Here is a 26,436-nt window from a genome sequence, read left to right as displayed (position 1 = left end):
AATGTCATGTAAATGACGCACGCTTGCTGCCCTGGCACCTTCCTGATGGAGTTGACAAGTCATAGGGATCGTTGACGTTTGACAGGGCAGCAGGCACATGACCTCACAAGAAACCCAGTGGCTTCACCAGATTATCGCGGCAGAAGAGCTGCACGTACTTTTTCAGCCCATTGTCGATGCCAATCAGCAGGCCATTTATGGCTACGAAGCGCTGATCCGTGGCCCCAGCACCTCTCCGTTGCATTCACCGCTAAGGCTGTTCGACGTGGCGACCCAGGCAGGTCTGCTGGTGGAGCTGGATCTGCTTTGCCGACGGCTCGCCATTCGCCGTTTTGCCGAACTCGCTCTCCCAGGGCTGCTGTTCCTCAACGTCATGCCGCTGACCATCGTCGAGCGTGATTTCCGCGAGGGGCTGACGCTGGGCTTCATTCAGGAGAGTGGCCTGCCGCCGGAGCGGGTGGTGATCGAGCTGACCGAGCACGTGCCCATCCACGATTACGACCTGATGCGCCAGGCGGTGGCCCACTACCGCGACATGGGGTTTCAGGTGGCCCTGGATGACCTGGGGGCCGGTCACTCCAGCCTGCGCCACTGGGCGGAGCTGCGCCCGGATTTCGTCAAGCTGGACCGCCATTTCATTTCCGGCATCGATCAGGAGCCCGCCAAGCGGGAGTTTCTGCGCTCGATACTGGACGTCGCCAAAAGCCTCGACTGCCAGCTCATCGCAGAAGGGGTCGAAACCGCGGCAGAGCACCTGTGCCTGTGGGAGCTGGACCGTGGATTGGCGCTGTTGCAGGGGTTCTACTTCGCACGTCCCAGTGTTCAGCCGCCTGTTCAGCTCAATACGCTGCTGCCCGCCACCACGCAATTGAAAACTCCCGCCGGGCGTACGGCGCATACCATCCTGCGCAGCGTGGAGGCCGTGGCGCCCAGTGTGTCAGTGCCCACGTTGGCGGAACGGTTTCGTGAAACGCCGCATCTGCGCTGCGTGGCCGTGATCGAACAGGGCGTGCCCATTGCCGTGGTGCGGCGCAACGGGTTCCTGACGCTGTTCACCAACCCTTATAGCCATTCGCTGTACGCCAAGCGCTGCGTGCTGGACATCGCCGATCGCAAGATGCTGGTGGCCGCCGCCGACATGCCCCTGGAAACGCTGAGCCAGCAGCTGACCGACAGCCGCGACATCGAACAGGAGGACTTCGTCATCGTCGATGGCGAAGGGCAGTATCTGGGTATGGGCAATATCGTCGATTTGCTGCGCGAGATTACCGCCATCCAGGTGCGTCAGGCGCGCCATGCCAATCCGCTCACCGGGCTGCCCGGTAACATCCTGATCAATGAAACCCTCACGGCCTATCTGAGCCAGGGCAATGGCTTTGCCGCTGCCTACGTGGATCTGGATCACTTCAAGGCGTTCAACGATGCCTACGGTTATGCCCGCGGAGACCATGTGATCATCTCGCTGTCGCGGCTGTTGCAGGCTCAGGTGGAAAGCGCGGGGGGCTTCATCGGGCATATCGGTGGCGACGACTTCATGATGCTGTTACCGCTGGAGCACTGGGAGAGCGTGTGCCAGCAGATTCTGGCCTCCTTCGAGGTCATGGCCCCGAGTTTCTACGAGGAAGAGGACCGCCAGAGAGGCGGGCTTTCCATCGAAAGCCGTCAGGGAGGCGTCAGCTTTTTTCCTTTCGTCAGCGTGTCGGTAGCCGTCAAGCCCATCAGTGACCCGGGCCACTGCAAGGCCCTGGACATTGCCAGCCAACTCTCCGAACTCAAGCACCAGGCGAAGAAGATTGCCGGGAACAGCCTGTTCGTGGAACGGCGTGGCTGTTGCGTGGAGCAGTGAGCCGACAAAGCGGCAGGTCGTTCATACGGGTGTCATGTAGACGTCACGAAGTTGTCACCCGCCAGACCCGCCGCTGTCATCTTGGGGCGTCAGGATACATCCACCTCTTACTACCCCGTTAGGTGATCCATGCAATCCTCTCGTCTCTCTACCGTGTCACTCTCGCGCACTCTGATCAGTGCTGCCGTTGCCAGTGCCTTCGCTTTCAGTGCGATGAATGCGGCTGCCGACCTCTCCTCACGCTACGTGGACAACGATGGCGACATGGTGGCCGATATCCCCAGCGATGAGTCTCGGTTGGTCGATCCGGACACGCTGGTCTTTGCTTACACGCCGGTTGAAGACCCGGCGGTCTACGCCGACGTATGGGCGGGTTTCCTGGATCACCTGAGCGAAGCGACGGGTAAACGCGTTCAGTTCTTCCCGGTGCAGTCGAATGCTGCCCAGCAGGAAGCGCTGCGCGCTGGCCGTCTGCACGTGGCGGGCTTCAACACCGGTGGCGTACCGGTAGCGGTCAACTGTGGCGGCTTCCGTCCCTTCGCCATCATGGCGGCCGAAGATGGCAGCTACGGTTACGAAATGGAGATCATCACCTACCCCGGTAGCGGTATCGACGGCATGGAAGACCTGCAGGGTCGTCAGTTGGCCTTCACTTCCGAAACGTCCAATTCGGGCTTCCGCGCACCGTCCGCGCTGCTGCGCTCCGAGTACGGTCTGGAAGCCGGTGATGACTTCGAGACGGCTTTCTCCGGCTCCCACGACAACTCCATCCTGGGCGTCATCAACAAGGATTACGATGCGGCGGCCATTGCCAACTCCGTTGCCCATCGCATGCTGTCACGGGGTGTCATCAACGAGGGTGACTACGAGGTGATCTACACCTCCGAAACCTTCCCCACCACGGCATACGGCACCGCCCACAACCTGACGCCCGAACTGCAGCAGCAGATTCAGGATGCGTTCTTCAGCTACGACTGGGAAGGCACCGCCCTGCAGGCGGAGTTCGAGAACTCAGGCGAAGCGCAGTTCATTCCCATCAGCTATGAAGAGCACTGGTCGGTCATCCGCACCATTGCCGATGCCAATGGCGTCACTTACGACTGCGATTGATTCCAGCGCTGCGTGACCCTGTCGGCCAGGAGGGCAACCTTCTGGCCGACGCGTTATGGGGTCGAGTCAGTTGAACGTTTTGAGCGACAAGCAAACGAGGCATTCCCCATGTTGACACTCACTGGTGTTGGCAAGCGTTACCCGACGGGCGACCGCGCGCTGACCGATATTCACCTATCGCTGCCCAAAGGCCAGGTGATGGCGCTGATTGGGCCATCGGGTGCAGGCAAAAGTACCCTGATCCGCTGCGTCAATCGTCTGGTGGAACCCAGCCAGGGCAGTATCCGCCTGGAAGAGACCGAACTGACCAAACTGTCGGGCAGCCGCCTGCGTCACGCACGTCGCTCCATGGGCATGATTTTTCAGGAATACGCCCTGGTGGACCGGCTGACCGTCATGGAAAACGTGCTGTCGGGCCAACTGGGCTATGTCGGCTTCTGGCGCAGCTTCTTGCGCCGCTACCCCCAGGAAGCCGTTGCTGAAGCATTTCGTCTGTTGGAGCGGGTGGGCTTGCCCCATGCCATCGACAAGCGCGCCGATGCGCTGTCGGGTGGCCAGCGCCAGCGTGTCGGCATCGCCCGCGCACTGCTGCAAAGCCCCAAGTTATTGCTGGTGGATGAACCCACCGCCAGCCTGGACCCCAAAACCTCGCGCCAAATCATGCGTCTGATTCGCGAGCTGTGCGCCGAGCGCGAGCTGGCGGCCATCATCAACATTCATGACGTGGCTCTGGCGCAGCAGTTTGCCGACCGCATCGTGGGCCTGCGTGCCGGACAAATCGTCTTCGACGGCAAGCCCAGCGAACTCACCAGCGAGATCCTCACCACCATCTATGGGGAAGAGGACTGGGACACCACGCCCGAGCCCGCCGACGAAGAAGATGAGCCATCGCAGGTAGCCCTTGCGCCCACATCGGCAGCGCCCACGTCGGCAGCCAAAGCACACCATGACGCGCGGCCGCTCGCCCAGGTCGCCAATGGAGGCGCGCTATGAGCACGGCAGACGCCACGGCGCGCCAGCAAGCTGCGCGCCAGGGTCAGTGGCGGCGTTTGCCGCTGATCGAAAACCCACGGCTGCGCTGGGGCCTGGCCATCGGTGTGGTGGTGTATCTGGTGCTGGCGCTGTCGTCGGTGCAGGTCAACTGGGCGCGGGTGGCGGAAGGCTCCGGTCGAGCGCTCAACTTTCTAGGGGCTTTTTTGCAGCCCGATTTCCTCAGCCGCCAGAACGACATCATCGCCGGGTTGATGGAAAGCCTGACCATGACGCTGACCTCCACCGTGATCGGCGTCTTGCTGGCGATCCCGGTAGGACTGGGCGCGGCACGCAACATTGCCCCGCTGCCCATCTATACCCTGTGCCGCGGCATCATTGCCATCTCGCGGACGTTTCAGGAGATCATCATCGCCATTCTGTTCGTGGTGATGTTCGGCTTCGGGCCGTTTGCGGGCATGCTGACGCTGGCCTTCGCCACCATCGGTTTCATGGCCAAGCTGTTGGCAGAAGATATCGAGGACCTGGACTGGAAACAGGTCGAAGCGGTGCGTGCCACGGGGGCAAGCTGGTGGCAAACCATGAACCATGCGGTGCAGCCGCAGGTGATGCCGCGCTTGATCGGGCTCTCCATGTACCGTCTGGACATCAATTTCCGTGAATCGTCAGTGATCGGCATCGTCGGTGCGGGGGGCATTGGCGCCACGCTGAACACCTCGCTGAGCCGTTACGAATACGGCACCTCGGCGGCGATCCTGCTGATCATCATTGCCATCGTGCTGATGAGTGAATACGCCTCCAGCCATGTGCGCCGCTGGACCCAGTAGCGCTGCGATGCCTTAACCCGTAAAGGAAATTTCCATGCCCGTTTCGAGTTCCCCCCAAGGCGTGCCGCAGTGGCAGCGGCGCACCACCCGTGCCCAGTGGCTCCAGTATGTGGCCTGGCTGGCAGGTATCTGCCTTTTCCTGCTCTGCTGGAAAGTGATCTCCGACAACACCATGTGGGTGTTCGTGGAAGATGCTGGCCGCCAGGGCAGTGACCTGATCAACCGCATGATGCCGCCCCGGTGGGAGTATGCCAGCGTCCTCTGGAAGCCCATGTGGGACACCCTCAACATCGCCACGCTAGGCACCGCGCTGGGCATCGTCATGGCGTTTCCGGTGGCTTTTCTGGCGGCTCGCAACACGACGCCCCACCCGCTGGTGCGCAGCCTGGCGTTGACCATCATCGTTTCGTCACGCTCCATCAACTCACTGATCTGGGCGATGCTGCTGGTGACCATTCTCGGCCCCGGCGTGCTGGCGGGCATCATTGCCATTGCGCTACGCTCCATTGGGTTCGTGGGCAAGCTGCTCTATGAAGCCATCGAAGAGATCCACCCCACGCCCGTCGAGGCCATCAGCGCTACCGGGGCGAGCCGCCTGCAGGTGATGAACTACGGCGTGTTGCCCCAAGTGATGCCCGCGTTCGCCGGTATCAGCGTGTACCGCTGGGATATCAACATTCGTGAGTCCACGGTGCTGGGGCTGGTGGGCGCAGGCGGCATCGGGCTGCAGCTCAACGCCTCGATCAACAGCCTGGCCTGGAATCAGGTCAGCGTCATCTTCGTGCTGATCTTTGCCACCGTGCTGGTGTCCGAGTGGGTCTCTGCCCGCGTGCGCCACGCCATCATCTGACCGGGAGATACCATGCGCTTTCCTGATGCCGACATCATGACCATCGACCTGATGCGCCACGGTGAGCCACTGGGTGGCCGCATGCTGCGCGGCAGCACCGACCACCCCCTCAGCGAAACCGGTTGGCAGCAGGCCACGGCGGCCGTGATGCGTCACACGGTCGATGGCAGGCCGCCGTTCGATGCCATCGTCAGTTCCCCCCTGGCGCGCTGCCATGAGTTTGCCTTGTGGTTGGGGGAGGAGTTCGACCTGCCCGTGCAGGTGGACGATGACCTGGCCGAGCTCTATCTGGGACGCTGGGAAGGCAAGACCCATGACCAGGTGTTTGCCGAGGAGGGGCACGCGCTGATGAACGCCTTCTGGCACGATCCCACCACGGCAGCGCCGCCGGAAGGGGAAAGCCTGGCGGCGCTGGATGCCCGGGTGAGTGAAGCGTGGCAGCGCCTGCTGAGCCGCCCGCCGGGCAAGCACGTGCTGGTGGTGGCGCATCTGTTCGTCTGCAATGCGCTGCTGCGTCAGGTGATTGCCCAGCCGCTGACCCACGGGCTGGTGATGGACCTGCCTTACGCCGCCATGAGTCGACTACGCCACGAGCGCCATGCGCTGGGCGAAACGACCTTCGTGGAGTGGATCGGGCGCTGAGATGCGTTGCCTGATAAGCCCTTTCGGATGCTCTCCCGTATAGGCGGCTAGCGGGCACGCGTGACCTGGGCCATGATAGAGTCACCCTATCGAGGCTTCTCAGGAGTGCCCCATGCCGTTTGCCCGTGTTTATTCCCTCCTGTCTCTGGCCCTGCTGTTAGTACTGGCCGGTTGTGCCAGCAAGGACGTGGCTCCCCCTGCAAAGCCTCCCGTGCAAGGGGGCATGTCACTGGAGCGTGCGCTGATTCTCTCTTATGCCCAGCAATCCATCGGCATTCCTTACCGCTTTGGCGGCAACTCACCGGATGGTCTGGACTGCTCTGGCCTGGTCGAAATGACCTACCGCGCGGCCGGGCTGCGTGTGCCCCGCACGGCGGACGGCCAGTACCGCGCTCTGCCTCGTGTCGATGCCCCCCGCCCGGGCGATCTGCTGTTCTTTGGCGAGGGCAGCAAGGCCACCCACGTGGGCATTTATGGCGGTAATCGCCAGATGATCCATGCCCCGGGCAGTGGCCGTGCCGTGGTCAGCGTTCCGCTGGATATCGACTACTGGCAGCAGCGCTTTCTGGGCGCGGCCTCATTGGCGCCCTAGCAGCAACCGAAAAGGCTCCGGGAATCACACGCTGCCTTTGCGGATGCCGGCACGCGCGTTGATAGAGTGCTGTTGCCGCCAGGAACATAGCGGGCAAGACGGTGTTAATATGGCGAAAAGTCATTAAATTAACGCTGTTTAGACGAGGAGAGCAGAGACGCATGTGCCCGCCCTTGAATGACCCAAAGGAGCAGTCTTTGCCTCACACCGCTACGTCTGCCCATGCGCAAGCCTCGGCGTGGCGCGTGGCAATGTCCACGCTGGATACACAAGACACTGCCTCGCCCAGCGAGTCGGCATTTCGCTATGCCAATGAAGCCATTATCATCACCAATGCCGATAACCGCGTGATGGAGGTGAACCCGGCGTTCAGTGAGCTCACGGGGTTGGCGCTGGACGATGTGCGGGGCAAGACCCCGGAAACGTTCAGTATCCTGCCGCTGGACGACCACCGCAGCGTACGTTTGATGCGTGAAGAGCTGCAGCTACGTGATCGCAGCAAAAGCCAGGTCAGCTACCGCAGCCATGATGGTCAGTTTTATCCCGGCATGATGTCGGTCAATCGCGTCCGCGACACCCAGGGTCGGGTGGATCACCATGTCATGGTGCTGGCCGACTTGTCGGCCATTCCTGCCCATGCGCGGCACCTCAACCGCGAAGTCTATTTCGATGCCTTGACCGGTTTGCCCAACCTGCAGCTGTTGACGCAACTGATTCAGGAGTCGATTCAGCACGCGGAAAACCAGCAGCAGACGCTGGCGGTATGCTCACTGGATATCGACCACTTTCAACTCATCAACGAGCGTCTTGGTCTTCCGGTGGGGGACGAGCTGTTGTCGGCATTTGCGCAGCGCCTCAGCCACTTGCTGTTCGGTGATGACGTGCTGGCCCGCATTGGGGGCGACGAGTTCGTCTTGCTGCTGCATCATGGGGTCGATGACGTGTTTTTCGAGAAGCTGCTGGCCTCCATTCGTCAGCCGCTGATGATCGAAGGGCAAACCGTTTACTTGACCGCGAGCCTGGGCATCACCCGTTACCCCCATGATCATGTGCAGGGGGATGTGCTGTTGCGCCACGCCAACCAGGCCATGTATCGCGCCAAGCAGCGCGGGCGCGATACCTATCACTTTTTCGACCCTCATCACGACCGTTTGCTGCAAGTCCGCCATGAGCAGCGCCAGCGTTTTATGGATGCCCTGACCCACGATGAGCTGCGACTGCACTATCAGCCCCAGGTGGACATGCGCAGTGGTCAGGTCGTCGGCGTGGAGGCATTGATCCGCTGGCAACATCCCGAACGCGGGCTGCTGTCGCCGGGGCAGTTCCTGCCCGCCATCGATGCTACACCGCTGGAAATCGACCTGGGTGAATGGGTGATCGAGCAGGCACTGCGCCAGTTGGCGAGCTGGCAAGTGGCCAACATCGTCCTGCCCATCAACGTCAACATCAGCCCCGCACACCTGCTGACCAGCCAGTTCAGCCAGCGTCTGGCAGCGCTGTTGGCACGCTATCCTTCCGTCTCGCCTGCGTTGCTGAAGCTCGAAGTGCTGGAAAGCGCGGCCATGCATGATGTGACCGCCGCGCTGAAAACCATGGCACACTGCCAAGCACTGGGCGTCAGCTTTGCGATCGATGATTTTGGCACCGGATTCTCATCGCTGACGCATCTGCGTCAACTGCCGGTCAACTTGATCAAGATCGATCAGAGTTTCGTGCGTGACATGCTGGTGGATCACGATGACATGGCGATCGTCGAAAGCGTCATCTACATGGCCAACCGCTTCCAGCGGCCGATGCTGGCCGAGGGGGTCGAAACCCTCGAACATGCCAGGGCGCTGATGGTATTGGGCTGCGAGCTGGCCCAGGGCTATGGTATCGCTCGGCCGATGCCGCCCGAAGCGCTGCCGGGCTGGCTTGAGCAGTGGCCGCTACGCGATGACTGGCATGGTTTGAGCCGCCTGCAGTGAAGCAGGTGGCTCAGGCGGCCTGCTCGGAGGATGGGGGCATGGGCTCGGTCGGATCACTGGGCTCGCCCCCTCGGGCCTGGTTCATCTCGCTTTGCTCTCGGGCAGCTTCAAGGCGGGCTTCCAGCAGGTACTGACGTGCCTGGGCGGCCACCTGAAGGTCCTTGGGAGATGGGTCGGCGGGTGCAAGGGCGGCAGCGATAACGGTCTGCATTTTTTCAATGGTGGCCTGGGGGTCGCCCGGCACCGGACCATAGTCGATGGACACTTCGCCCGCGACCGCATAACGCTGCCCATCAGGGCCGATTTCGTACTCGTAGGTGGCGCCTCCCGTATAAGGCCCACCAACGGTTTGGTGTGCCATTTCGTGCTGGCGCACCGCGCGGTCGGTCTGTTTGAGCTGCTCCAGCTGTTGGATCTCTTCGGGTTCCAGCGGGGTGCCGTCTGGGCGAGTGGGGCCTGCCGTTGCCGGGGTCGTTTCATCGCTGGCAGCTTCCTCGTCGGCATCGTTTGCGCGCTGTGCTTGAGAGTCGGCAGCGACCCTGGCGTTGGGCAGGGTCGGCGAAGGCCAGAGCGTGGCGCTGTAGGAAGCGCCGAGTGATGAAAGATCCATGAGCAGTTACCGATATGATGATCGTATCCAGTATGATGCAGTATCAGCGACACTACTCGATTACGCAACGCCATGCCTTCCATTGACGTGATGATCCATTTGACGGCAGCCGAATGCCTAGCCCATTACGAAGGGCAGTACGACAACGTGCGCGCGCGCAGCGTGGATGGCCGCTGGGTGATCTTCCCGGCCACTGCATTGCGCCGCGTAGTGGGACGTGACGGCGTGAATGGCGTGTTTCGACTGTTCTTTACCGATCAGGGTAAATTCCACGATATTGTGCCTCTGGCACCGCATGCCTAGCTGTGCCCGTGGGGTTTTCTCTCTATAATGTAGCCGTGTGCTTCAGGCGTACCCACCTGAATGCCTGCAACCCGCCTACCCGGCAGTGGTTGCCTACTTATCAGGAGATCACCCATGTCTACCTCACCTGTCACCTTGATGGTGGCGCGTCGCGTGGCCAATGGCCGCTATCAGGACTTCATCCGTTGGCTCAACGAAGGCCGTGAGCTGGCTGCCGACTTTCCGGGCTATCTGGGCTCAGGGGTGCTGGCACCGCCCCAGGACGATGACGAATATCAGATCATTTTCCGTTTCGAAAGCGCAGCGCGACTCGCTTCCTGGGAGCACTCCGCTTCGCGCCATGCCTGGCTGCAGCGCGGCAAAGGGCTCTACGATGCACCTCACGAGCACCGCGCTACCGGTCTGGATAGCTGGTTCAACGTGGCCCCCAATGGCGCTGCGCCCCCGCGTTGGAAACAAGCCGTCGCCGTCTGGCTGGCATTTTTTCCTGTCTCATTGCTGTTTCACTGGCTGTTTGGTGGCCTGCTGGCCGAGTGGGCGCTGATTCCACGCGTGTTGCTCAGTACGCTGGTGCTGACGCCCGTGATGGTATTTGTCTTTATTCCGCTTTCAACGCGGTTGCTGGCGCCTTGGCTGCAGGGAAAATGGTCACCGATGGATGTGATTCACCGTATGTGGCAACAGTACAGGACATGACTCGTGGCGATTCTTGTGACCACTGTTTTTAGTGATTTATTATAATTAAAAACAGGTGATTAAGTTTTTTCTAAAATGCGCTGAAAGACGCTTTTCGCAAAGACGTGCTAAATATTCTCAGTGCTCCGATGTCTCGATGGGGTTCAACGCTGCAATAGTGCTAAGCTGAAATCATCAAGCTAACGCGTGCAGTCAATGGATGCTGGCACCAGCCTAAACGCTGAGTACCAAATCGCCTTATGGAGTAGTCATGATCCGCGTACATCACCTGGAAAAATCACGTTCTCACCGAATTTTGTGGCTGTTGGAGGCTCTCGAGCTGGAGTATGACATCGAGGTCTATCAGCGCGATCCGAAAACACAGCAAGCCCCTGATGCGCTTAAAAAAGTGCACCCGTTGGGCAAATCACCCGTGATTACCGATGGCGAACTGATCGTCGCCGAGTCGGGGGCAATCATCGATTATCTGGTCAACCGATACGGAAAAGGACGTTTCCAGCCCTCGGCGGAGGACAGTAACGAGTGGGTTAATTATCGTTACTGGATGCATTATGCCGAAGGCTCTTTAATGCCGCTGTTGGTGATGGGATTGATCTTTAGTCAAATTCCTAAACAATCGCCCTGGTTCGTCAGACCCATTGCCCAGGGTATTAGCGGCACTGTTCAAAAACGCTTCCTGCAACCACAGTTGAAACAACATCTTGGCATGATCGAGTCGCACTTGAAGGCCCACGGCAATTTTGCCGGTGAGTTCCCGAGCGGTGCGGACGTTCAAATGAGCTTTCCCATGCAGGCTGTGGCCGCCACCCAATCGCTGGATGCCTTTCCGGCGATTACCGCCTTCGTGGCACGTATTCAGCAGGACCCGGCCTGGCAACGGGTCGTGGAACGCGCAGGGCCACTGACCATGCCCGGTGAGTGACCGCTGCCATGCTGCGCAACGTCGATGGGCGTGCTAGACAGGCCGTTTACCAAGGTTTTCTGATGGTGGTGCTGTTCGGTATGGCATCTCCAGCGGTGGCCGCAGAAATGCTGCGTGTCGGGGTTTATCACAACCCGCCTAAACTGTTTACGGACGACCAGGGGCAATTGCGTGGTGTGCTGGGTGAGCTGCTCTCGGCAATGGCCTTGAAAGAGCAGTGGCAGCTGGAAAGCGTCCCGTGTGATTTTCAACAGTGCCTGACGCTGCTGGAGCAGGATGCCATCGACCTGTTGCCGGACTTGGCGTGGAGCGAAGAGCGTGCCCAGCGCTTCGCCTTTCATGCCGAGCCCGTCATGCACAGTTGGTCACAGCTCTATCAGCCCAGCGACAGCCGCGTCGAGGCCATTCTGGACCTCGAACAACAGCGTGTTGCGGTGGTGGAGGGCTCCATCCAGCAGAGCTATCTGTTGACCGTGACGCAGCGCTTCGACATCGACGTCATGTGGCTGCCGGTGGATAGTTTCGCAGCGGGTTTTCAGGCAGTGGCGCTGGGGGATGCCGATCTGGTGGCCTCCAATCATCTGTTTGGCGACTGGCGAGCCAATGACTATGGTTTGCGTGAAACGCCGATCATTTTCCAGCCTTCACGGCTCTTTTATGCCGCCTCGCCTAGTCTGGACAGCCACATTCTAGAGCGCATCGACGCCACCCTGGTGGAGTGGAAAAACGACGCTGCGTCGACGTACTACGAGACGCTGAGCGCTTGGCGCGCCCACAGCCTGCCTGCACCCTTGGCGCCACGTTGGCTATGGTGGCTGGGTGGCGTGTTGATCGTGGTATTGGTGATAGCGCTGGCGGGCAATGTCCTGCTGCGGCGACGGGAGAGCCTCAACCGGCAGCAGCTCTCTACTCACGAGCATATGCTGACCAGTATTCTGGATAGCGTGGATGCCTATATCTACATCAAGACCCCTGACCTCAAATACCGCTATGTGAACCATCAGATCTGTGACCTGTTTGCTCGGCCGGTCGATCAGATCGTCGGCCAGGGGGACGATGCCTTTTTCGATGCGGCCAGCGCAGCAGAAATGGCCGAGGTAGACCGTCAGGTGCTGGCGACAGGCAAGAAAACGACGGTCGAAGAGCATAACGTGCTCCAGGGGGAAGAGCGTGTGCGTACCTTCCTGTCGGTCAAAATGCCGCTGGTCATGTCTCCGGGAGAAGCGCCCAGCCTGTGCGGTATTTCCACCGAGCTGACCGATTACCTGGAGATGCAGTCGCGTACCCACCATCTGGCGTTTTATGACGCCTTGACCGGTTTGCCCAACCGTCGCCTGCTGCTCGAATCACTGGCCGAAGCCACCCACAGCACTTCTGGGGGCTACAGCGCCCTGCTGATCGTGGACCTCGACAATTTCCGGCTGGTCAACGACATACAGGGCCACGACAGCGGTGACCAGCTGCTCGTCAACGTGGCAGAAAACCTGCAGCAGCGGTTGACTCAGGATGCGATCTTGGCACGCTTCAGCAGTGATGAGTTCGTGATTCTGATCAATCGGCTTGGCGAGCAGCAGCATGAGGCTGCTTCCTACGTCGAGCGCGTGGCTCGGCAGTTGCTGGACACCATTTCACAGTTGCGCAATGACCGAGCGCTACCGATCACGGCCAGCGTGGGGATCGCCCTCTTCGATGGCGCTGGCAACCCCATGAACGGGGTGTTGCAACAGGCCGACATGGCGCTGCAGCAGGCCAAATCATCCGGGGGCAATACGCTGCGTTTCTTCAATGTGGACATGCAGACCAGCGTATTGGAGCGGGCGAGCCTGGAAGGCGATCTGCACCAGGCGTTGCAGCGTCAGGAACTGGCGCTGCATTATCAGGTACAGGTGGATCATCAGGGAGTGACGACCGGCGTGGAAGCGCTGTTGCGCTGGTACCATCCCCAGCGCGGCTGGGTGTCGCCAGGCACGTTCATTCCGCTGGCTGAAGAAAACGGCTTGATCGTGCCCATTGGCTACTGGGTCTTGCGATGTGCATGCGAGCAGTTGGCCAAGTGGTCGAATCAGCCTTCCTACGCGTCGCTGACCGTCTCTGTGAACGTCAGCTCGGTGCAGTTCCAGCAGCCGGAGTTCGTGCGCAACGTGGAAGCCCTGCTGGCCGAAACCCAGGCGCCGCCGGGGCGGCTGGTGCTGGAAGTAACGGAAAGCCTGCTGATGCGAGAGCCCACGCGAGTGCGCAACACCATGCTCAAATTGAGGGCCCAGGGGATTCGCTTTGCGCTGGATGATTTCGGCACCGGCTACTCCTCCCTGAGCTACTTGAAACGTCTGCCTCTGGATGAGCTGAAGATTGATCAGTCTTTTATTCGTGAGCTGTTGACCGACAAGACCGATGCCGCCATCGTCGATACCACGATCCTTCTGGCGGTCAGCCTCGGGCTGACCGTGGTCGCCGAAGGTGTGGAGAAAAAAGAGCAGCTGGACTGGCTGAAAGGGCACGGCTGCTACCGCTATCAAGGCTACCTGTTTGGTCGTCCTACACCGATCGAGTACCTGTTCGAGTCCTACTAGCCGAGCGCGCGCAAGCCTTCGTCTCAAAGCGCCTACCCCAGTGAAACGCCCACCACAGCAAAACGCCCACCCCATGGAGGGGTGGGCGTTGCCAGAACGGTGGGCAGGCCGTCAGTGCTCAGCCGTATACCGAAAAGCTGCCTGCGTTGAGCCACAGGTGCACGATGATGCTGGCAATGTAGCCCAGCAAGATGACCGGCGCCCAGCGCAGGTGCCCCATGAAGGTATAGTAGCCGCGTGCCTGGCCCATGACGGCCACGCCCGCCGCCGAGCCAATCGACAGCAGGCTGCCCCCGACCCCGGCGGTCAGCGTGATCAACAGCCAGTGCCCGTGGGACATGTCCGGCTGCATGGTCAGTACCGCGAACATCACCGGAATGTTATCCACCACGGCTGACACGACACCCAGCGCAATATTGGCCCAGGTAGCGTCCCAGTTGGTGTACAGCGCGTCCGAGAGTAGCCCCAGGTAACCCATGAAGCCCAAGCCGCCCACGCACATGACCACCCCGTAGAAGAACAGCAGTGTGTCCCACTCGGCGCGGGCCACGCGGTTGAAGACGTCGAAGGGCACCACGCCGCCCAGTTGCTCAAGCTTTTTGTTGTCGCCCAGGCGGCTGTAGCGTTCGCGCTTGCGCTCCAGCGAACGGGGCAGGCTTTGGCGCAGGTAGTAGCCAAAGAACTGCAGATAGCCCAAGCCCGTCATCATGCCCAGTACCGGGGGCAGGTGCAGCAGCGTATGGCAGGCGACGGCGGTGGTGATGGTCAGCAGGAACAGCGCAATGATGCGGCGTGCACCGCGCTTGAGCTGCACGTCCTCATAGACACTGTTGGGTTTCTGGTTCTTGATGAACATGCTCATGATGACGGCAGGGATCAGGAAGTTGACCAGCGACGGAATGAACAGGATGAAAAATTCCTGAAACTGGATCAAACCGGCCTGCCAGACCATGAGTGTCGTGATATCGCCAAAAGGACTAAAAGCACCGCCCGCATTGGCAGCCACCACGATATTGATACACGCGAGATTGATAAAGCGTTTATCGCCTTCTGCCACTTTAGTAATAACGGCACACATCAAAAGTGCCGTGGTCAAGTTGTCGGCAATCGGGGAAAGCATAAAAGCCAAACCCCCGGTCAACCAGAATAGCGTGCGGTAATTGAAGCCTTTACGCAGCATCCATGAACGCAGTGCATCAAAGACTCGGCGCTCTTCCATGGCGTTGATATAGGTCATGGCGACCAGCAGGAACAGCATTAGCTCGGTGAACTCCAGCAGCGTCACCCGAAACGCATATTCCGACGTTTCCGACATGCCGTTCTGGACGTACACCCAGCCAATGAGTCCCCATATCACCCCCGCTGCCACCAGCACGGGCTTGGACTTGCGCATGTGGATCTTCTCTTCGGCCATGACCAGCGCATAGGCCAGCACGAAGATGGCCACGGCAAAAAAGCCAATGGCAGAACTGGTCAAGTCGATCTCGCCCGTGACCGCAAAGGCGGCCGGGCTTGCCAGCAGTAGTAAAGCCGCTAACAAAAAAAGCCAGCCACGAGTCCATCGAGGCTGGCCAGGGTCATGATGCAACGTCAACATGGCGTGTTTATCCTTATAATGATGAGAAGAAAGGGGTTAATAAGCCACGCCAGTTTAACAACCTATATTGCATTGCAATACGGAATAAAACCGAATGAAAAGCGACATGACGTAAGCGATTACGTCTTTTTTTTGAAATTATCCGTTTCGCTAATAGTAAAGTACTCATAACAGTGTCATGAGTAACGGCTGTTGGGTCCCGCCCACTGCTTTAGTCGCCAATGAGCGGGAAAACCTCGCTAGCGGGTCGCCATGGCCTCTTCCAGCCACCCCAGCTTCATTTGCGGCACCGACGCCAGCAGCGTCTGGGTGTAGTCGTCGAAGGGCGGGGCAAGTACCTCATCACGCTGTCCATAGCGGACGACCTTGCCCTGGTGCATCACCGCGATACTGTCGGCGATGGCTTTTACGGTGGCCAGGTCGTGAGTGATGAACAGATACGCCACGTTCTCTCTTTCCTGCAGACGCAGCAGCAGCTTCAGAATGCCGTCGGCCACCAGCGGGTCGAGCGCACTGGTCACTTCGTCGCAGATGATCAGCTTGGGCTTGGCCGCCAGGGCGCGGGCAATACAGACCCGCTGTTTCTGCCCCCCGGACAGCTCGGCGGGGTAGCGGTCGATGAAGCTTTCTCCCAGTTCGATCTCATCGAGCAGTTCGATGACCCGTTGGCGTCGCGCCTTGCCTTTCAGGCCGAAATAGAACGTCAGCGGGCGGCCGATGATGGTTTCCACCGTGTGGCGTGGGTTCATGGCCACATCGGCCATCTGGTAGATCATCTGCAGTTCACGCAGCGTCTCCTTGCCGCGCTCGCCCAGGGTGTTGGGCAGGGCCCGGGACTGGAAGCTGACCTGCCCCTGGTTGGGCGGCAGCAGGCCGGTGATCACCCGAGCCAGGGTCGATTTGCCCGACCCGGACTCCCCGACGATGGCCAGCGTCTGGCCAGGGCTGACCGCCATGCTGACTTCGTGAAGCACGTTGCCTGCACTGTTGCTGTAGGCGGCGCTGACCTGCTCGATGGCCAGGATCGGCGTGTCTTCCGGCGTCTTGGCCGCATGATCGATGGAGCGCACCGAGACCAGCGCCTGGGTGTAGGGCTCTTGTGGGGCCTCGATGATCTGTCGCGTCGGGCCGTACTCCACCATGGCGCCGTGACGCAGCACCATGATGTCGTCCGCCACTTGGGCCACCACGGCCAGGTCGTGGGTAATATACAGCGCGCCCACTCCCGTCTTGCTGATGGCATGCTTGATGGCGGCCAGAACGTCGATCTGGGTCGTCACATCCAGTGCGGTGGTCGGCTCATCGAAAATGATCAGGTCTGGCTCGGGGCACAGCGCCATGGCCGTCATGGCCCGCTGCAGCTGGCCGCCGGAGACCTGATGCGGGTAGCGGCTGCCAAAGTGTTCCGGATCAGGAAGGCCCAGCTGGCGGAACAGCTCCACGGCGCGCGCTTCGGCTTCCTTGCGGCTGGCCAGGCCGTGGAGCAGGGTGGTCTCGATGACCTGTTCCATCAGCGTATGGGCAGGGTTGAACGCGGCGGCGGCCGACTGGGCCACGTAGCACACCTCTTTGCCGCGCAGCTGGCGCAGCGCCTTGGGCGAGCCGTCGAGAATGTTGCGGCCGTTGACCCAGACTTCGCCGCCCAGGCGTATGCCGCCCCGGCCATAGCCAGCCGGCGAGAGTCCGATGGTGGACTTGCCTGCCCCGGATTCGCCGATCAGCCCCAGCACCTTGCCGCGCTCCAGCGTCAGGTCGACCCCTTTGACGATGTTGATCTCCTGGGGCGGCTCGCCGGGAGGGTAGGCCGTGGCATCGATGGTCAGGTTGCGAATCGTTAACAGCGTATCAGCCACTGCGGCCTCCTTTCAGATCAGTGGTGTGGCGCAGGATCCAGTCGGCCACCAGATTGACCGAAATCGCCAGCACGGCAATGGCGGCGGCGGGAATCAGGGCGGCGGGAACGCCGAACACGATGCCCTGTCGGTTTTCGCGCACCATGCTGCCCCAGTCGGCTTCCGGAGGCTGTACCCCCAGGCCCAGAAACGACAGCGACGACAAGAACAGCACGGCAAAAATGAACCGCAGGCCCAGCTCGGCCACCAGGGGCGTCAGCGCATTGGGCAGAATCTCGCGAAAGACGATCCAGCGTTTGCCTTCACCGCGTAGCCGTGCGGCTTCCACGTAATCCATCACGTTGATATTGACCGCCACGGCGCGGGAGATACGAAACACGCGCGTGGAGTCCAGCACCCCCATGATCAGAATCAACATGAGAAGGGTGCTGGGCATGACCGACAGGATCACCAGCGCGAAGATCAGCGTGGGAATCGACATCACGATATCGACCCCTCGGGAAATCAGCTGGTCTATCCAGCCGCCATAGACGGCCGCCAGAATGCCCAGCACCGAGCCAATCGAAAAGGCCAGCGCCGTGGCCAGGGCGGCAATGGTAATGGTCGTACGGGCACCGTAGATCAGCCGCGAGAGCAAGTCGCGGCCCAGATTGTCGGTGCCCAGCAAAAACTCGGCAGACGGGCCCATCCACATGTCGCCGACGCTCTCGGACATGCTGTAGGGCGCCAGCCAAGGGGCGAAGATTGCCATGATCAAGAAGCTGAAGGTCAGCAGCAGCCCGACCAGCGCGGTCACGGGCATGCGCTTCAGCAGCGTTAAGGGTTTCGGCATGGTATTACGTTCCTGTCTGGTCACTGTGGCCTGGCAAGCAGCCGGTCATTTGGGATGACGCAGGCGTGGGTTGGTCAAGATGGCAATGATGTCGGCCAGCATATTGAGCCCGATGTACACCGCCGCAAAGATCAGCCCCACCGCCTGGACCACCGGGACATCGCGCTTCGAGACGTGGTCGATCAAGTACTGCCCCATGCCTGGGTAGACAAAAATCACTTCGACCACCACCACGCCGACGATCAGGAAGGCGAGGTTCAGCATCACCACGTTGACCACCGGCGCGATGGCGTTGGGAAACGCGTGGCGGGCAATGATGCGAAACGAGCCCAGCCCCTTGAGTTCGGCGGTTTCGATATAGGGCGACTGCATGACGTTGAGAATGGCGGCCCGAGTCATGCGCATCATGTGGGCCAGAATCACCAGCGTTAACGTGGCCGCAGGCAGTGCGATGGCGTGCAGACGTTCCCCCAGGCTCATGCCGCCATGCACCGTGGAGACGCTGGGAAACCAGTTGAGCTGGACGGCGAACAGGTAGATCAGCAGGTAGCCGATAAAGAATTCCGGCAGGGAAATGGCGGTCAGCGTGGAGCCGGAAATCACCCGGTCCGGCCAGCGGCTCTGGTAGCGCACGGCGACCAGCCCCAGCAGGATGGCCAGCGGCACTGCAACGATCGCCGTCCAGAAGGCCAGGAACAGCGTGTTGCCTGCGCGGCCCCAAAGAGACTGGGCGATATCCTGACGGTTGGACAGGGCCGTGCCCAGATCGCCTTGCAGAATGCCGCCCAGCCAATCGATGTAGCGTGACCAGGCGGGCTGGTCGAGGCCCAGTTCCCGGCGCAGGTTGTCGACGGCCTGGGGCGTGGCGCTTTGACCCAGGATCGACTGGGCCACGTCGCCGGGCAGCATTTCGGTGCCCGCGAAAATCAGCACCGACACGGCCAGCAGAAGCAAGAGACCCAGCGCCAGGCGCTGGGCAATCAGTTTCAAGACAAAAGAGTTCATGGCAGCCTTCCGGATTATGACGTCAGCCAGCACTTCGAGAGTGCAAAGCCTGCCATCATCTCGCCCATCGGGTTGGCTGACCAGCCCCCCACGTTGTTCAGGGTGGCCTCGATGTAGTCATTGAACATGGGCAGGATCAATCCGCCTTCATCGCGGACGATCATGGCCATGTCGTGGTACAGCTCGCTGCGGCGGTCTGTATCCAGCTCGCCGCGTGCTTCGCGGGCCAGGGCATCGAAATCCTCGCGGAAAAAGCGGGTGTCGTTCCAGTCGGCGCTGGAAATGTACGCCGTGGAGTACATCTGGTCCTGAGTGGGGCGACCGCTCCAGTAGGAGGCGCAGAAGGGCTGCTTGTTCCACACTTCCGACCAGTAGCCGTCGCTGGGCTCGCGGCGGACTTCCATGTTGATGCCCGCCTGGGCGCAGCTCTGCTGAAACAGCTGTGCGGCATCCACGGCACCGGGAAAGGCCACGTCGGAGGTGCGCAGCACGATGGGGCTGTCGTGGCCGGATTTCTTGTAGTGATAGCTGGCCCGCTCGGGGTCGAATTCCCGTTGCGGAATGCTGTCGGGAAACAGCGGGTAAGCGGCGTTGATGGGGAAATCGTTACCCACGCTGCCATACCCGCGCAGGATACGCTCGACCATGTCTTCGCGGTTGATGGCGTACTTCAGGGCCAGTCGCAGGTCGTTGTTATCGAACGGTGCCGTATCGCAGTGCATGGGGAAGACATACTGAGCACGCCCGGAAGTGTTGTTGATCACGATGTTGGGCAGGCGCTGCACCATGTCCACCACCCGCGGCTCGACCCGGTTGATCATGTGCACCTGACCGCTCTGCAGCGCCGAGATGCGTGCCGTCGGGTCGTTGATGATGGTGATCTCGATCTGGTCGGCGAAGCCGTACTCGTCCGGGTTCCAGTAACCATCGAAACGCTCGGCGATCTGGCGCACGCCGGGCTGGAACTCCACCACTTTGTAGGGGCCGGTGCCGATGCCTGCGGCTGGGTCCTGCTTGCCACCGCCCGGCTGAATCATCAGGTGGTAATCGGAAAGCAAAAACGGCAGGTCGGCATTGGGCTCCAGCGTGACGATGGTGACTTCGTAGGTGTCCGTGGCGCGAATCGACTCGATGCCGCGCATGATGCCCAGCGCACCGGACTGCGAGCTCTCGTCCGAATGGCGCTCCAGCGTGGCCACGACGTCGTCGGCGGTCATCTCCTGGCCATCGTGGAACAGCACGCCACGGCGCAGCTTGAAGACCCAGGTTTTGGCATCCGAGGAAGAGTCAATGCTTTCCGCAAGGCGGGGTACCAGCTCGCCTTCTGGTGAAACATTGGTCAAGGCTTCCCCCCAGGACTGCCCGAAGGAGTGCTGCACCTGGCTGGTCCAGCTGGCCGGGTCAAGGCTGTCCGTCGACTCCCCGCCTTGCATGCCGGCGCGCAGAATACCGCCGCGTTGAGGAGTGCCCGTGCTGGCCAATACCTGGCTGGAGAGCAGCGAGCCAGCAAAGGGCGCGGCAATGCCCAGAGCCATGGCGCGACGCATGAAGTCACGGCGCGACAGCTGGCCGCGTTTTGCTTGCTGGGTGAGAGACTCGAGTGTTGGATGCATGGTGTGTTCCCTTGATGGATTAATGATGAGGCCGTGCGATAGTCAACTCGTCATAGTCACGAATCACGTGATCCGCGTGGGTGAGATGGGAGCCGTCCAGGTGAGGAGCGGCGCAGATACCGATACCGGCCAGCAGACCGGCGGCCTGACCCATGGCCATGTCGCCATTGGAGTCGCCGATGATCAGCGTGCGTTGCGGTGCCGTACCCAGCTGTTCGCAGGCGAGTAGCGCCATGTCCGGGTAGGGCTTGCCGCGCGACACTTGATCATGCCCCAACACGACAGAGAACGCATCGGCCAGCGAAAGCAGCTTTAAATGCAAATGCGCGTTGTGGGCGTCATCGGAGGTGACCACGGCCAGAGAAATGCCTGCCTGTCGTGCCTGCTGCACGAAATTCACCAGGCCCTTCACGGGGGTCACGCAGCTGGGCCAGTCCAGCGTGTCGGCCAGGCGGGCGATGGCATCGTGGGAAAGCTGGGTAGCGTCGTTCCAGGCGATCCCCGACTCGAACAGGCTAAGCGAAACGATGGTGGCAATATCGTCCAATGAGCCAATGGTCAACGGGCCGGTGGGGTCCCACAGGCGCTGCTCAGGATCGATGCCTACCTTGGGGTAGAGCGCTCGGTGCGATAGTACTTGTGCCTCGGGAAGGCCTTGGTTAAGGGTCGTGACCAGTTGGTCGAACCAGCCAATCCAGAGGTCGCCGAAATTGAGCAGCGTGCCATCCTTGTCGAACAAAATGGCATCGATGTCGTAGGCGGTGCCTTGCAAGGTGAGTTGGGGCATAGAGTGTCAGGGCTGTTGTGCAGCCATCTCATGAAGGTGGCAATGGCACATAGGTTACACGGGTTTCATGACACTATCCGTGTCAGGCACCGTGAAAATCATCCAAACCATTACCTGGGATTTTTTTTGAACGTTCAATTGAGAATAAAAATTTATCCTGAGCATTCCTACCGTTGATGTCAAGTTGAAGGGCGCTCGCAGGGGGTGGCCAGTCACGTCTACAATGCGCCTATAAAAACGAGGCCTGACAAGGCACCCCAGACCTGCCAAGGAACTTTCATGCGCGCTCATCTTTGCCCTCTTTCTCGTCTGGCTGGCCTGGCGTTCGCGGCTGTCGCGCTGTTATCTTCCACTGCGCTGGCCGAGCCCCCTGTTCGAGTCACCTACAAATCTGCCCTCGCGGGTACCGCTTACCATCAGATGGGCGGAGAGCTGGCGCAGGCCATACAAGCAGGCAGCGCTGGTGCGCTGCTACTGAGCTCCGAAGAGAGCCAGGGGTCGGTGCAAAACATCATGGAGGTCATGCACCGCCAAGGGCTGTATGTGTTTACCGCACCGCCTGCCTTGATAGCAGAGGCGCTGGAAGGGCAAGGCCCCTTTGCAGGCCGCGACCCGGAACACTTTGCGGCCATCCGGGGCCTGTTTCCGGTGCCCCCGTTGACCATGCACTTCGTGATGGCCGGTGACCGAGGCACGGCACCCATCGAAGCCCTGGAGGGCAAACACGTGCTGTTGGGGCGCGGCACCTTCAGCTCGGGCGAAGCAGCGCGCTACTTCGAACTGTTTGGCCTGACGGGCAAGGTGCGCCTGGCCGATGCTTCGATCACCAATGCGTCCGAGGCCCTGCGGGATGGACGTATCGATGCCTATGTCACGGCCAGTTCGTTTCCTACTCCCAACGTGATGGAGACAGCGTCGCTGGTGCCCATCACGCTGATCAGCCTGAGCGATGAGCAGGTCGAGCGCACAGGGGCCGTACGCCAGATCATTCCCGGCGGTACTTACCCAGGCATCGACAAGCGGGTAGTGACCACGTCGTCGCCAGTCTTCGCGCTTGCCACGGTGCACATGGACGAAGACGTGGCCTACCGGTTGACCAAGACATTCTGGGAGCAGCAGGCCGCGTTGACGGAGACATCACCCTGGTGGGGCAGCGTGACCGCTGAACTGCTGGCCCATCTGCCGGTGGACCTGCACCCCGGTGCGCTGCGCTACTATGACGAAGCCGACGTCGAACTACCGGAAGCGTTGCGTTAGAAGACCGTGAAGCTCAGGGCAATATAAGCGCCATATCCCGCCAGCAGCGCCGCCCCTTCTCCGCGTGAAAGGCGCATGCCGGTATACAGGAACAGCAGCAGCAGGCTTGCCGAACCCAGCATGACCCACTGGTCGAACTGACCGACGCGCGCGGCGATGGGCAGGGGTTGCAGCAGGGCGGAAATGCCCAGTATGCCCAGCACGTTAAAGATATTGCTGCCCAGGATGTTGCCAACGGCAACGTCGGCATGGCGGCGCAGGGCTGCAATGACCGATACCGCCATTTCCGGTAGTGAGGTGCCCACCGCGACAATGGTCAAGCCAATCACCGCCTGCGAAATACCCACGGCCTGCGCCAGCCCGATGGCGCCGTATAGCAGCAGCTGCGAGCCGCCAATCAGCATGCCTAGCCCGACGACCAGCGCCGTGACGATCATGCCGGTAGACGTGGGGACCGCCGACACTTCTTCGGCTTCAGCGCTGTGCATCTCACCGGCAGGTTGCGGCACATTGCGCTCGGTACGATAGGCCCACACCAGGTAAGCGGCCAGTGAGGTCAGCAGCAGCAAGGCCTGCCATACCCCCAAGGCTCCCCCCCATGAGAGCACGATGAACAGCACGCTGGCCGCCACGACGACGACGCCATCCCGGCGCAGTGCCAATGGTTGTACGGTCATGGGGCAGATGGCAGCACACAAGCCCAGAATCAGCAAGATGTTGCCGATGTTGCTGCCCACGATATTGCCCACGGCAATATCCGGCTGTTGACGAAGCGCTGCGTCCACCGATACCACCAGCTCGGGCGCGGAGGTACCAAACCCCACCACTACCAGTCCGGTCAATAACGGAGAGACGCCCATGCGCTGTGCGCTGGCAACGGCTCCACGGATGAGCGCTTCACCGCCCAGAAACAGTAATCCAATCCCTGCCAGCAGGCTCAGCCCATACAGCATGGTGTCGCTTCCTTGTTCAATGGCCTGACCTGGTATCAGGCCTCATGTTGTCAACATAGCGGGATTGAGGTGCGATGCAAAGTCTTGGCCGAGCGCCTCAATCCTTTACTGGAAAGGTGGGGTAAGCCTCCAGTAAAAGTTCTAGTTCATTGCAGACGAAGCGTGGCTCGATCCATTGGCTTAAATGCTCATGCACGTAGTGTAGAAAGCGCTGAGCAGTGGGGGGCAAGCGCTGGTCGTTGCGCACGATGAACTGCCAATGGCTTTCGATGGGCAAGCCAGTGATGGAAAGTACGGCCAGTTCGGAGTGCTCGTTGGGCAGCACGTGCTCCGACAATACCGCTACCCCCATGTCGGCGGCCACGCCCACGCGAATGGCTTCGTTACTGGCCATTTGCAGGGTCTTGCGCATGGTCAGGCCATGCTCCTGTAGCCAGCTTTCCAGCAGCATGCGCGATGCCGAGCCGGGCTCGCGGAGCAGCAGGCGCTCGCCGAGCAGTTGCTCCATGGTCACGTTTGGCTGGCTGGCCAGCGGATGATGGGCGGCAGCAATGGCCACCAGCGGGTTGCGCATGAAGCGGGCCGCCACGGCGTGGGCCAGGGCAGGGGGGTGGCTGAAGATATACAAGTCGTCTTCGCGCCGCTCGAAGCGAGCCAGGACCTGCCGCCGATTGCCGATATTGACGGTGACGTCCACCTCGGGGAACGCGTGGCTGAACGGGCCCAGCAGGCGCGGCAGCACGTATTGCGCCGTGTTCACCAAGGCAATGCTGAAGCGCCCCTTGCTGCCATATTGCAAATCGCTGAGCTGGTCCGCGAAATCATCGAAGCGCCCCAATACGTCACGGCTGGCCTGATACAGCGCCTGGCCCGTGGCGGTCATGGTCAGCCCTTGAGCGTGGTGTTCCAGCAGCGGGCTGCCAATGGCCTCGCTCAGCCGCTTCAACTGCTGCGACACGGTGGGTTGTGTCAGGTGCAGCTGCCGGGCGGCCTCGCTGATCGAGCCATGGCGCACCACGGCGACGTACACTTGCAACAGACGAAAGGTTAAATGGCGGATATTCACGAAGACAGCCTTTATACGAAGGTCAAATCGAAGGTCAAATTCAGGGTATAGAAAATCATCTATGCCGAGCATTCAATATATGATTAGTTGTCTTGCCGTGTACATCGCAAAATGCGGCCACTTTCATCCGATGGAGCAGCGGCGATGCCCGATATAGTGGTCATGTTTTTTCTACTTGGACTGTTGGCTGGCGCGGTCAAGTCCGACCTTCAGGTTCCCAAGGCCACCTACGATACGCTGAGCCTGTTGCTGATGCTGACCATTGGCCTCAAGGGGGGCATGGCGCTGCATGGCAACCTGCACTGGGGGCTGGTGCCCGAACTGATGGGCGTAGCGCTGCTGTCTGCGGTCATTCCCTTGATGTTGATGCCCGTACTCAGGCGGTTGGTACGCCTATCTCCGGCGGACAGTGCCAGCATTGCCGCCCACTACGGTTCGGTGAGCGCAGGTACCTTCGCCGTGGCACTGGCGTATGTGGAGGCGCGCCAGTTGGCCGTGGGCAGCGAGGTCACCCTCTATCTGGTGGCCATGGAGCTACCCGCCATCATGATCGCCATTGCCCTGTACCGGCGCTACCAGGGCGCAGCCGTCAAGGAAAGTACCAGCAAACTGTGGCATGAAACGCTCACGAACCGTGGGGTCATCCTGCTGGCGGGCGGTGTCGTCATCGGTGCGCTTTACGGCCCCTTCCAGGGCGAAGAGGTCACCAATCTGTTTACCGGTGCCTTCAAGGGTGTGTTGGCCCTGTTCCTGCTCGAGATGGGCCTGACTGCCGCCCAAACGCTGCGTCCCATGCCCTGGCATCACTGGCGATTGGTGACCTTTGCGCTGGTCACGCCCATGGTGTTGTCGCTGATGGGGATTGCCGTGGGAGCGCTGGTTGGCCTGCCGATTGGTTCGGTGGTGATTCTCGCGGCCCTGGCCGCCAGCGCCTCGTACATCGCGGCCCCGGCCGCCATGCGGGCCGCCATCCCTGAAGCCAACATCGGCCTCGCCATGCTGGCCTCGCTGGGCATCACGTTCCCGCTCAACGTGATGCTGGGCATCCCGGTCTACCACCGGCTGATCGAGTGGCTGCTGGTGTCGTAACGCCATGGTTTCTGGGCGCTTTCACCGCGCCCAGAAACGAAAAAAGCACCCGAGGGTGCTTGATTCGAAGGGGTGTCTGGTGGAGGCGGCGGGAATTGAACCCGCGTCCGCCAGCACGCGCCCATTGGCTCTACATGCTTAGATTTCGTCATTTGCTTTAACGTGTCTGACTCCGACGATCAGGATTCAGCTACGCGAGCCTTCTAAAGTTTGACGGTTGGCGAGAAGACACCACCAACCGCGGTCCTATCAGCTTTAGCTCATATCCCCGCTGCGATGAATAGGCACATCACTTTGGGGCCAGACAAGAAGCTAGCAGGGTTTAAGCTGCCAGCGCGCCTTGAGCGTAGTTTTCGTCGTTTGCGACTATTTTTCGTGATGTGGTATTTACGAGATACATCACGCTCTCGGCATGCACCGCAGGGTTTGTCACCGGCGTCGAAACCATGTCGCCCCCTT

At 60.7% G+C, this 26,436-nt stretch carries 23 protein-coding genes and 1 other RNA gene; 14 read left to right on the top strand and 10 right to left on the bottom strand.

The window, feature by feature from the left end; translation table 11 throughout:
• Nucleotides 1–97 precede the first annotated feature (97 nt).
• The 8 genes from FEU76_RS16185 (at nucleotide 98) to FEU76_RS16150 (ending at nucleotide 8,824) form a co-directional block, all read left to right on the top strand.
• Complete coding sequence (locus FEU76_RS16185) at nucleotides 98–1,846, top strand: bifunctional diguanylate cyclase/phosphodiesterase (RefSeq protein WP_144984329.1); 1,749 nt, start codon at nucleotides 98–100, stop codon at nucleotides 1,844–1,846.
• A gap of 129 nt (nucleotides 1,847–1,975) precedes the next feature.
• On the top strand, nucleotides 1,976–2,956 hold the full coding sequence (gene phnD, locus FEU76_RS16180; RefSeq protein ID WP_039183168.1) for a phosphate/phosphite/phosphonate ABC transporter substrate-binding protein: 981 nt from the start codon (nucleotides 1,976–1,978) through the stop codon (nucleotides 2,954–2,956).
• A gap of 108 nt (nucleotides 2,957–3,064) precedes the next feature.
• The gene (gene phnC, locus FEU76_RS16175; RefSeq protein ID WP_144984326.1) at nucleotides 3,065–3,949 is read left to right on the top strand and encodes a phosphonate ABC transporter ATP-binding protein; all 885 of its coding nucleotides are present in this window, start codon (nucleotides 3,065–3,067) and stop codon (nucleotides 3,947–3,949) included.
• Nucleotides 3,946–4,773 (top strand): phosphonate ABC transporter, permease protein PhnE, encoded by an 828-nt coding sequence (phnE, locus tag FEU76_RS16170; protein ID WP_144984323.1) that lies wholly within the window; start codon nucleotides 3,946–3,948, stop codon nucleotides 4,771–4,773. The genes phnC and phnE (FEU76_RS16170) overlap by 4 nt, the downstream gene beginning before the upstream one ends.
• A 34-nt stretch (nucleotides 4,774–4,807) precedes the next feature.
• The gene (phnE, locus tag FEU76_RS16165; RefSeq protein WP_016915879.1) at nucleotides 4,808–5,623 is read left to right on the top strand and encodes a phosphonate ABC transporter, permease protein PhnE; all 816 of its coding nucleotides are present in this window, start codon (nucleotides 4,808–4,810) and stop codon (nucleotides 5,621–5,623) included.
• 12 nt (nucleotides 5,624–5,635) lie between these two features.
• Nucleotides 5,636–6,265 carry a histidine phosphatase family protein gene (locus FEU76_RS16160; protein ID WP_039181483.1) on the top strand — a complete coding sequence of 210 codons (630 nt, stop codon included), beginning with the start codon at nucleotides 5,636–5,638 and terminating at the stop codon, nucleotides 6,263–6,265.
• 112 nt (nucleotides 6,266–6,377) lie between these two features.
• Entirely contained in the window at nucleotides 6,378–6,857 is a 480-nt protein-coding gene (locus FEU76_RS16155; protein WP_144984320.1) for a C40 family peptidase, read from the top strand.
• A 251-nt stretch (nucleotides 6,858–7,108) separates the two neighbouring features.
• Nucleotides 7,109–8,824 (top strand): putative bifunctional diguanylate cyclase/phosphodiesterase, encoded by a 1,716-nt coding sequence (locus tag FEU76_RS16150; RefSeq protein WP_039181497.1) that lies wholly within the window; start codon nucleotides 7,109–7,111, stop codon nucleotides 8,822–8,824.
• Nucleotides 8,825–8,834: 10 nt separating this feature from the next.
• On the opposite strand, the gene FEU76_RS16145 is transcribed toward FEU76_RS16150, so the two are convergent.
• On the bottom strand, nucleotides 8,835–9,434 hold the full coding sequence (locus FEU76_RS16145; RefSeq protein WP_144984318.1) for a putative metalloprotease CJM1_0395 family protein: 600 nt from the start codon (nucleotides 9,432–9,434) through the stop codon (nucleotides 8,835–8,837).
• Nucleotides 9,435–9,506: 72 nt separating this feature from the next.
• Between FEU76_RS16145 and FEU76_RS16140 the strand changes: the two genes are divergently transcribed.
• The 4 genes from FEU76_RS16140 (at nucleotide 9,507) to FEU76_RS16125 (ending at nucleotide 13,925) form a co-directional block, all read left to right on the top strand.
• Complete coding sequence (locus FEU76_RS16140) at nucleotides 9,507–9,737, top strand: DUF2835 family protein (RefSeq protein ID WP_039181469.1); 231 nt, start codon at nucleotides 9,507–9,509, stop codon at nucleotides 9,735–9,737.
• 114 nt (nucleotides 9,738–9,851) lie between these two features.
• Nucleotides 9,852–10,433, top strand: coding sequence for an antibiotic biosynthesis monooxygenase (locus tag FEU76_RS16135; protein ID WP_144984315.1), 582 nt, complete (start codon nucleotides 9,852–9,854; stop codon nucleotides 10,431–10,433).
• Between the two features lie 250 nt (nucleotides 10,434–10,683).
• Nucleotides 10,684–11,355, top strand: a complete 672-nt coding sequence (locus FEU76_RS16130; RefSeq protein WP_144984312.1) for a glutathione S-transferase — start codon at nucleotides 10,684–10,686, stop codon at nucleotides 11,353–11,355.
• 62 nt (nucleotides 11,356–11,417) lie between these two features.
• Nucleotides 11,418–13,925, top strand: coding sequence for an EAL domain-containing protein (locus FEU76_RS16125; RefSeq protein WP_096923346.1), 2,508 nt, complete (start codon nucleotides 11,418–11,420; stop codon nucleotides 13,923–13,925).
• A gap of 118 nt (nucleotides 13,926–14,043) precedes the next feature.
• Here the strand turns inward: FEU76_RS16125 and nhaD are convergent, their stop codons facing one another.
• The 6 genes from nhaD to FEU76_RS16095 form a co-directional block, all read right to left on the bottom strand.
• On the bottom strand, nucleotides 14,044–15,522 hold the full coding sequence (gene nhaD / locus FEU76_RS16120; protein WP_096921589.1) for a sodium:proton antiporter NhaD: 1,479 nt from the start codon (nucleotides 15,520–15,522) through the stop codon (nucleotides 14,044–14,046).
• Between the two features lie 239 nt (nucleotides 15,523–15,761).
• Nucleotides 15,762–17,375 carry an ABC transporter ATP-binding protein gene (locus tag FEU76_RS16115; protein ID WP_144984309.1) on the bottom strand — a complete coding sequence of 538 codons (1,614 nt, stop codon included), beginning with the start codon at nucleotides 17,373–17,375 and terminating at the stop codon, nucleotides 15,762–15,764.
• Entirely contained in the window at nucleotides 17,368–18,207 is an 840-nt protein-coding gene (locus FEU76_RS16110; protein WP_096921587.1) for an ABC transporter permease, read from the bottom strand. Before FEU76_RS16110 ends, FEU76_RS16115 begins: the two co-directional genes overlap by 8 nt.
• A gap of 45 nt (nucleotides 18,208–18,252) precedes the next feature.
• Nucleotides 18,253–19,212 carry an ABC transporter permease gene (locus FEU76_RS16105; protein ID WP_016915892.1) on the bottom strand — a complete coding sequence of 320 codons (960 nt, stop codon included), beginning with the start codon at nucleotides 19,210–19,212 and terminating at the stop codon, nucleotides 18,253–18,255.
• 14 nt (nucleotides 19,213–19,226) lie between these two features.
• A complete protein-coding gene (locus FEU76_RS16100; protein WP_096921586.1) occupies nucleotides 19,227–20,825 on the bottom strand; it encodes an ABC transporter substrate-binding protein in 1,599 nt (532 codons plus the stop codon).
• Nucleotides 20,826–20,844: 19 nt separating this feature from the next.
• The gene (locus FEU76_RS16095) at nucleotides 20,845–21,612 is read right to left on the bottom strand and encodes an HAD family hydrolase (RefSeq protein WP_144984306.1); all 768 of its coding nucleotides are present in this window, start codon (nucleotides 21,610–21,612) and stop codon (nucleotides 20,845–20,847) included.
• A 279-nt stretch (nucleotides 21,613–21,891) separates the two neighbouring features.
• Between FEU76_RS16095 and FEU76_RS16090 the strand changes: the two genes are divergently transcribed.
• The gene (locus tag FEU76_RS16090) at nucleotides 21,892–22,869 is read left to right on the top strand and encodes a TAXI family TRAP transporter solute-binding subunit (RefSeq protein ID WP_039181447.1); all 978 of its coding nucleotides are present in this window, start codon (nucleotides 21,892–21,894) and stop codon (nucleotides 22,867–22,869) included.
• Here the strand turns inward: FEU76_RS16090 and FEU76_RS16085 are convergent.
• Both FEU76_RS16085 and FEU76_RS16080 read right to left on the bottom strand, forming a co-directional pair.
• The gene (locus FEU76_RS16085) at nucleotides 22,866–23,822 is read right to left on the bottom strand and encodes a calcium/sodium antiporter (RefSeq protein ID WP_144984303.1); all 957 of its coding nucleotides are present in this window, start codon (nucleotides 23,820–23,822) and stop codon (nucleotides 22,866–22,868) included. The genes FEU76_RS16090 and FEU76_RS16085 overlap by 4 nt on opposite strands.
• A gap of 97 nt (nucleotides 23,823–23,919) precedes the next feature.
• Nucleotides 23,920–24,888: a LysR family transcriptional regulator gene (locus FEU76_RS16080; protein WP_039181440.1), complete on the bottom strand. Its 969-nt coding sequence runs from the start codon at nucleotides 24,886–24,888 to the stop codon at nucleotides 23,920–23,922.
• Between the two features lie 144 nt (nucleotides 24,889–25,032).
• Between FEU76_RS16080 and FEU76_RS16075 the strand changes: the two genes are divergently transcribed.
• Complete coding sequence (locus FEU76_RS16075) at nucleotides 25,033–25,977, top strand: sodium-dependent bicarbonate transport family permease (RefSeq protein WP_016915898.1); 945 nt, start codon at nucleotides 25,033–25,035, stop codon at nucleotides 25,975–25,977.
• Between the two features lie 77 nt (nucleotides 25,978–26,054).
• Here FEU76_RS16075 and ssrA read toward each other — a convergent pair.
• Nucleotides 26,055–26,434, bottom strand: a transfer-messenger RNA (tmRNA) gene (gene ssrA / locus FEU76_RS16070).
• Nucleotides 26,435–26,436 lie beyond the last annotated feature (2 nt).

The sequence above is a fragment of the Halomonas sp. C22 genome, from assembly GCF_007655045.1.
GTDB classification, from domain to species: domain Bacteria; phylum Pseudomonadota; class Gammaproteobacteria; order Pseudomonadales; family Halomonadaceae; genus Vreelandella; species Vreelandella hamiltonii.
Note: the sequence above shows the minus strand (reverse complement) of the source record. Positions and strands in the feature narration are given on the sequence as shown.

Coding starts and splice junctions, on each gene's coding strand:
- FEU76_RS16185 (WP_144984329.1), top strand. CDS start 98: ATGACCTCACAAGAAACCCAGTGGCTTCACCAGATTATCGCGGCAGAA.
- phnD (WP_039183168.1), top strand. CDS start 1,976: ATGCAATCCTCTCGTCTCTCTACCGTGTCACTCTCGCGCACTCTGATC.
- phnC (WP_144984326.1), top strand. CDS start 3,065: ATGTTGACACTCACTGGTGTTGGCAAGCGTTACCCGACGGGCGACCGC.
- phnE (WP_144984323.1), top strand. CDS start 3,946: ATGAGCACGGCAGACGCCACGGCGCGCCAGCAAGCTGCGCGCCAGGGT.
- phnE (WP_016915879.1), top strand. CDS start 4,808: ATGCCCGTTTCGAGTTCCCCCCAAGGCGTGCCGCAGTGGCAGCGGCGC.
- FEU76_RS16160 (WP_039181483.1), top strand. CDS start 5,636: ATGCGCTTTCCTGATGCCGACATCATGACCATCGACCTGATGCGCCAC.
- FEU76_RS16155 (WP_144984320.1), top strand. CDS start 6,378: ATGCCGTTTGCCCGTGTTTATTCCCTCCTGTCTCTGGCCCTGCTGTTA.
- FEU76_RS16150 (WP_039181497.1), top strand. CDS start 7,109: ATGTCCACGCTGGATACACAAGACACTGCCTCGCCCAGCGAGTCGGCA.
- FEU76_RS16145 (WP_144984318.1), bottom strand. CDS start 9,434: ATGGATCTTTCATCACTCGGCGCTTCCTACAGCGCCACGCTCTGGCCT.
- FEU76_RS16140 (WP_039181469.1), top strand. CDS start 9,507: ATGCCTTCCATTGACGTGATGATCCATTTGACGGCAGCCGAATGCCTA.
- FEU76_RS16135 (WP_144984315.1), top strand. CDS start 9,852: ATGTCTACCTCACCTGTCACCTTGATGGTGGCGCGTCGCGTGGCCAAT.
- FEU76_RS16130 (WP_144984312.1), top strand. CDS start 10,684: ATGATCCGCGTACATCACCTGGAAAAATCACGTTCTCACCGAATTTTG.
- FEU76_RS16125 (WP_096923346.1), top strand. CDS start 11,418: ATGGTGGTGCTGTTCGGTATGGCATCTCCAGCGGTGGCCGCAGAAATG.
- nhaD (WP_096921589.1), bottom strand. CDS start 15,522: ATGTTGACGTTGCATCATGACCCTGGCCAGCCTCGATGGACTCGTGGC.
- FEU76_RS16110 (WP_096921587.1), bottom strand. CDS start 18,207: ATGCCGAAACCCTTAACGCTGCTGAAGCGCATGCCCGTGACCGCGCTG.
- FEU76_RS16105 (WP_016915892.1), bottom strand. CDS start 19,212: ATGAACTCTTTTGTCTTGAAACTGATTGCCCAGCGCCTGGCGCTGGGT.
- FEU76_RS16100 (WP_096921586.1), bottom strand. CDS start 20,825: ATGCATCCAACACTCGAGTCTCTCACCCAGCAAGCAAAACGCGGCCAG.
- FEU76_RS16095 (WP_144984306.1), bottom strand. CDS start 21,612: ATGCCCCAACTCACCTTGCAAGGCACCGCCTACGACATCGATGCCATT.
- FEU76_RS16090 (WP_039181447.1), top strand. CDS start 21,892: ATGCGCGCTCATCTTTGCCCTCTTTCTCGTCTGGCTGGCCTGGCGTTC.
- FEU76_RS16085 (WP_144984303.1), bottom strand. CDS start 23,822: ATGCTGTATGGGCTGAGCCTGCTGGCAGGGATTGGATTACTGTTTCTG.
- FEU76_RS16075 (WP_016915898.1), top strand. CDS start 25,033: ATGCCCGATATAGTGGTCATGTTTTTTCTACTTGGACTGTTGGCTGGC.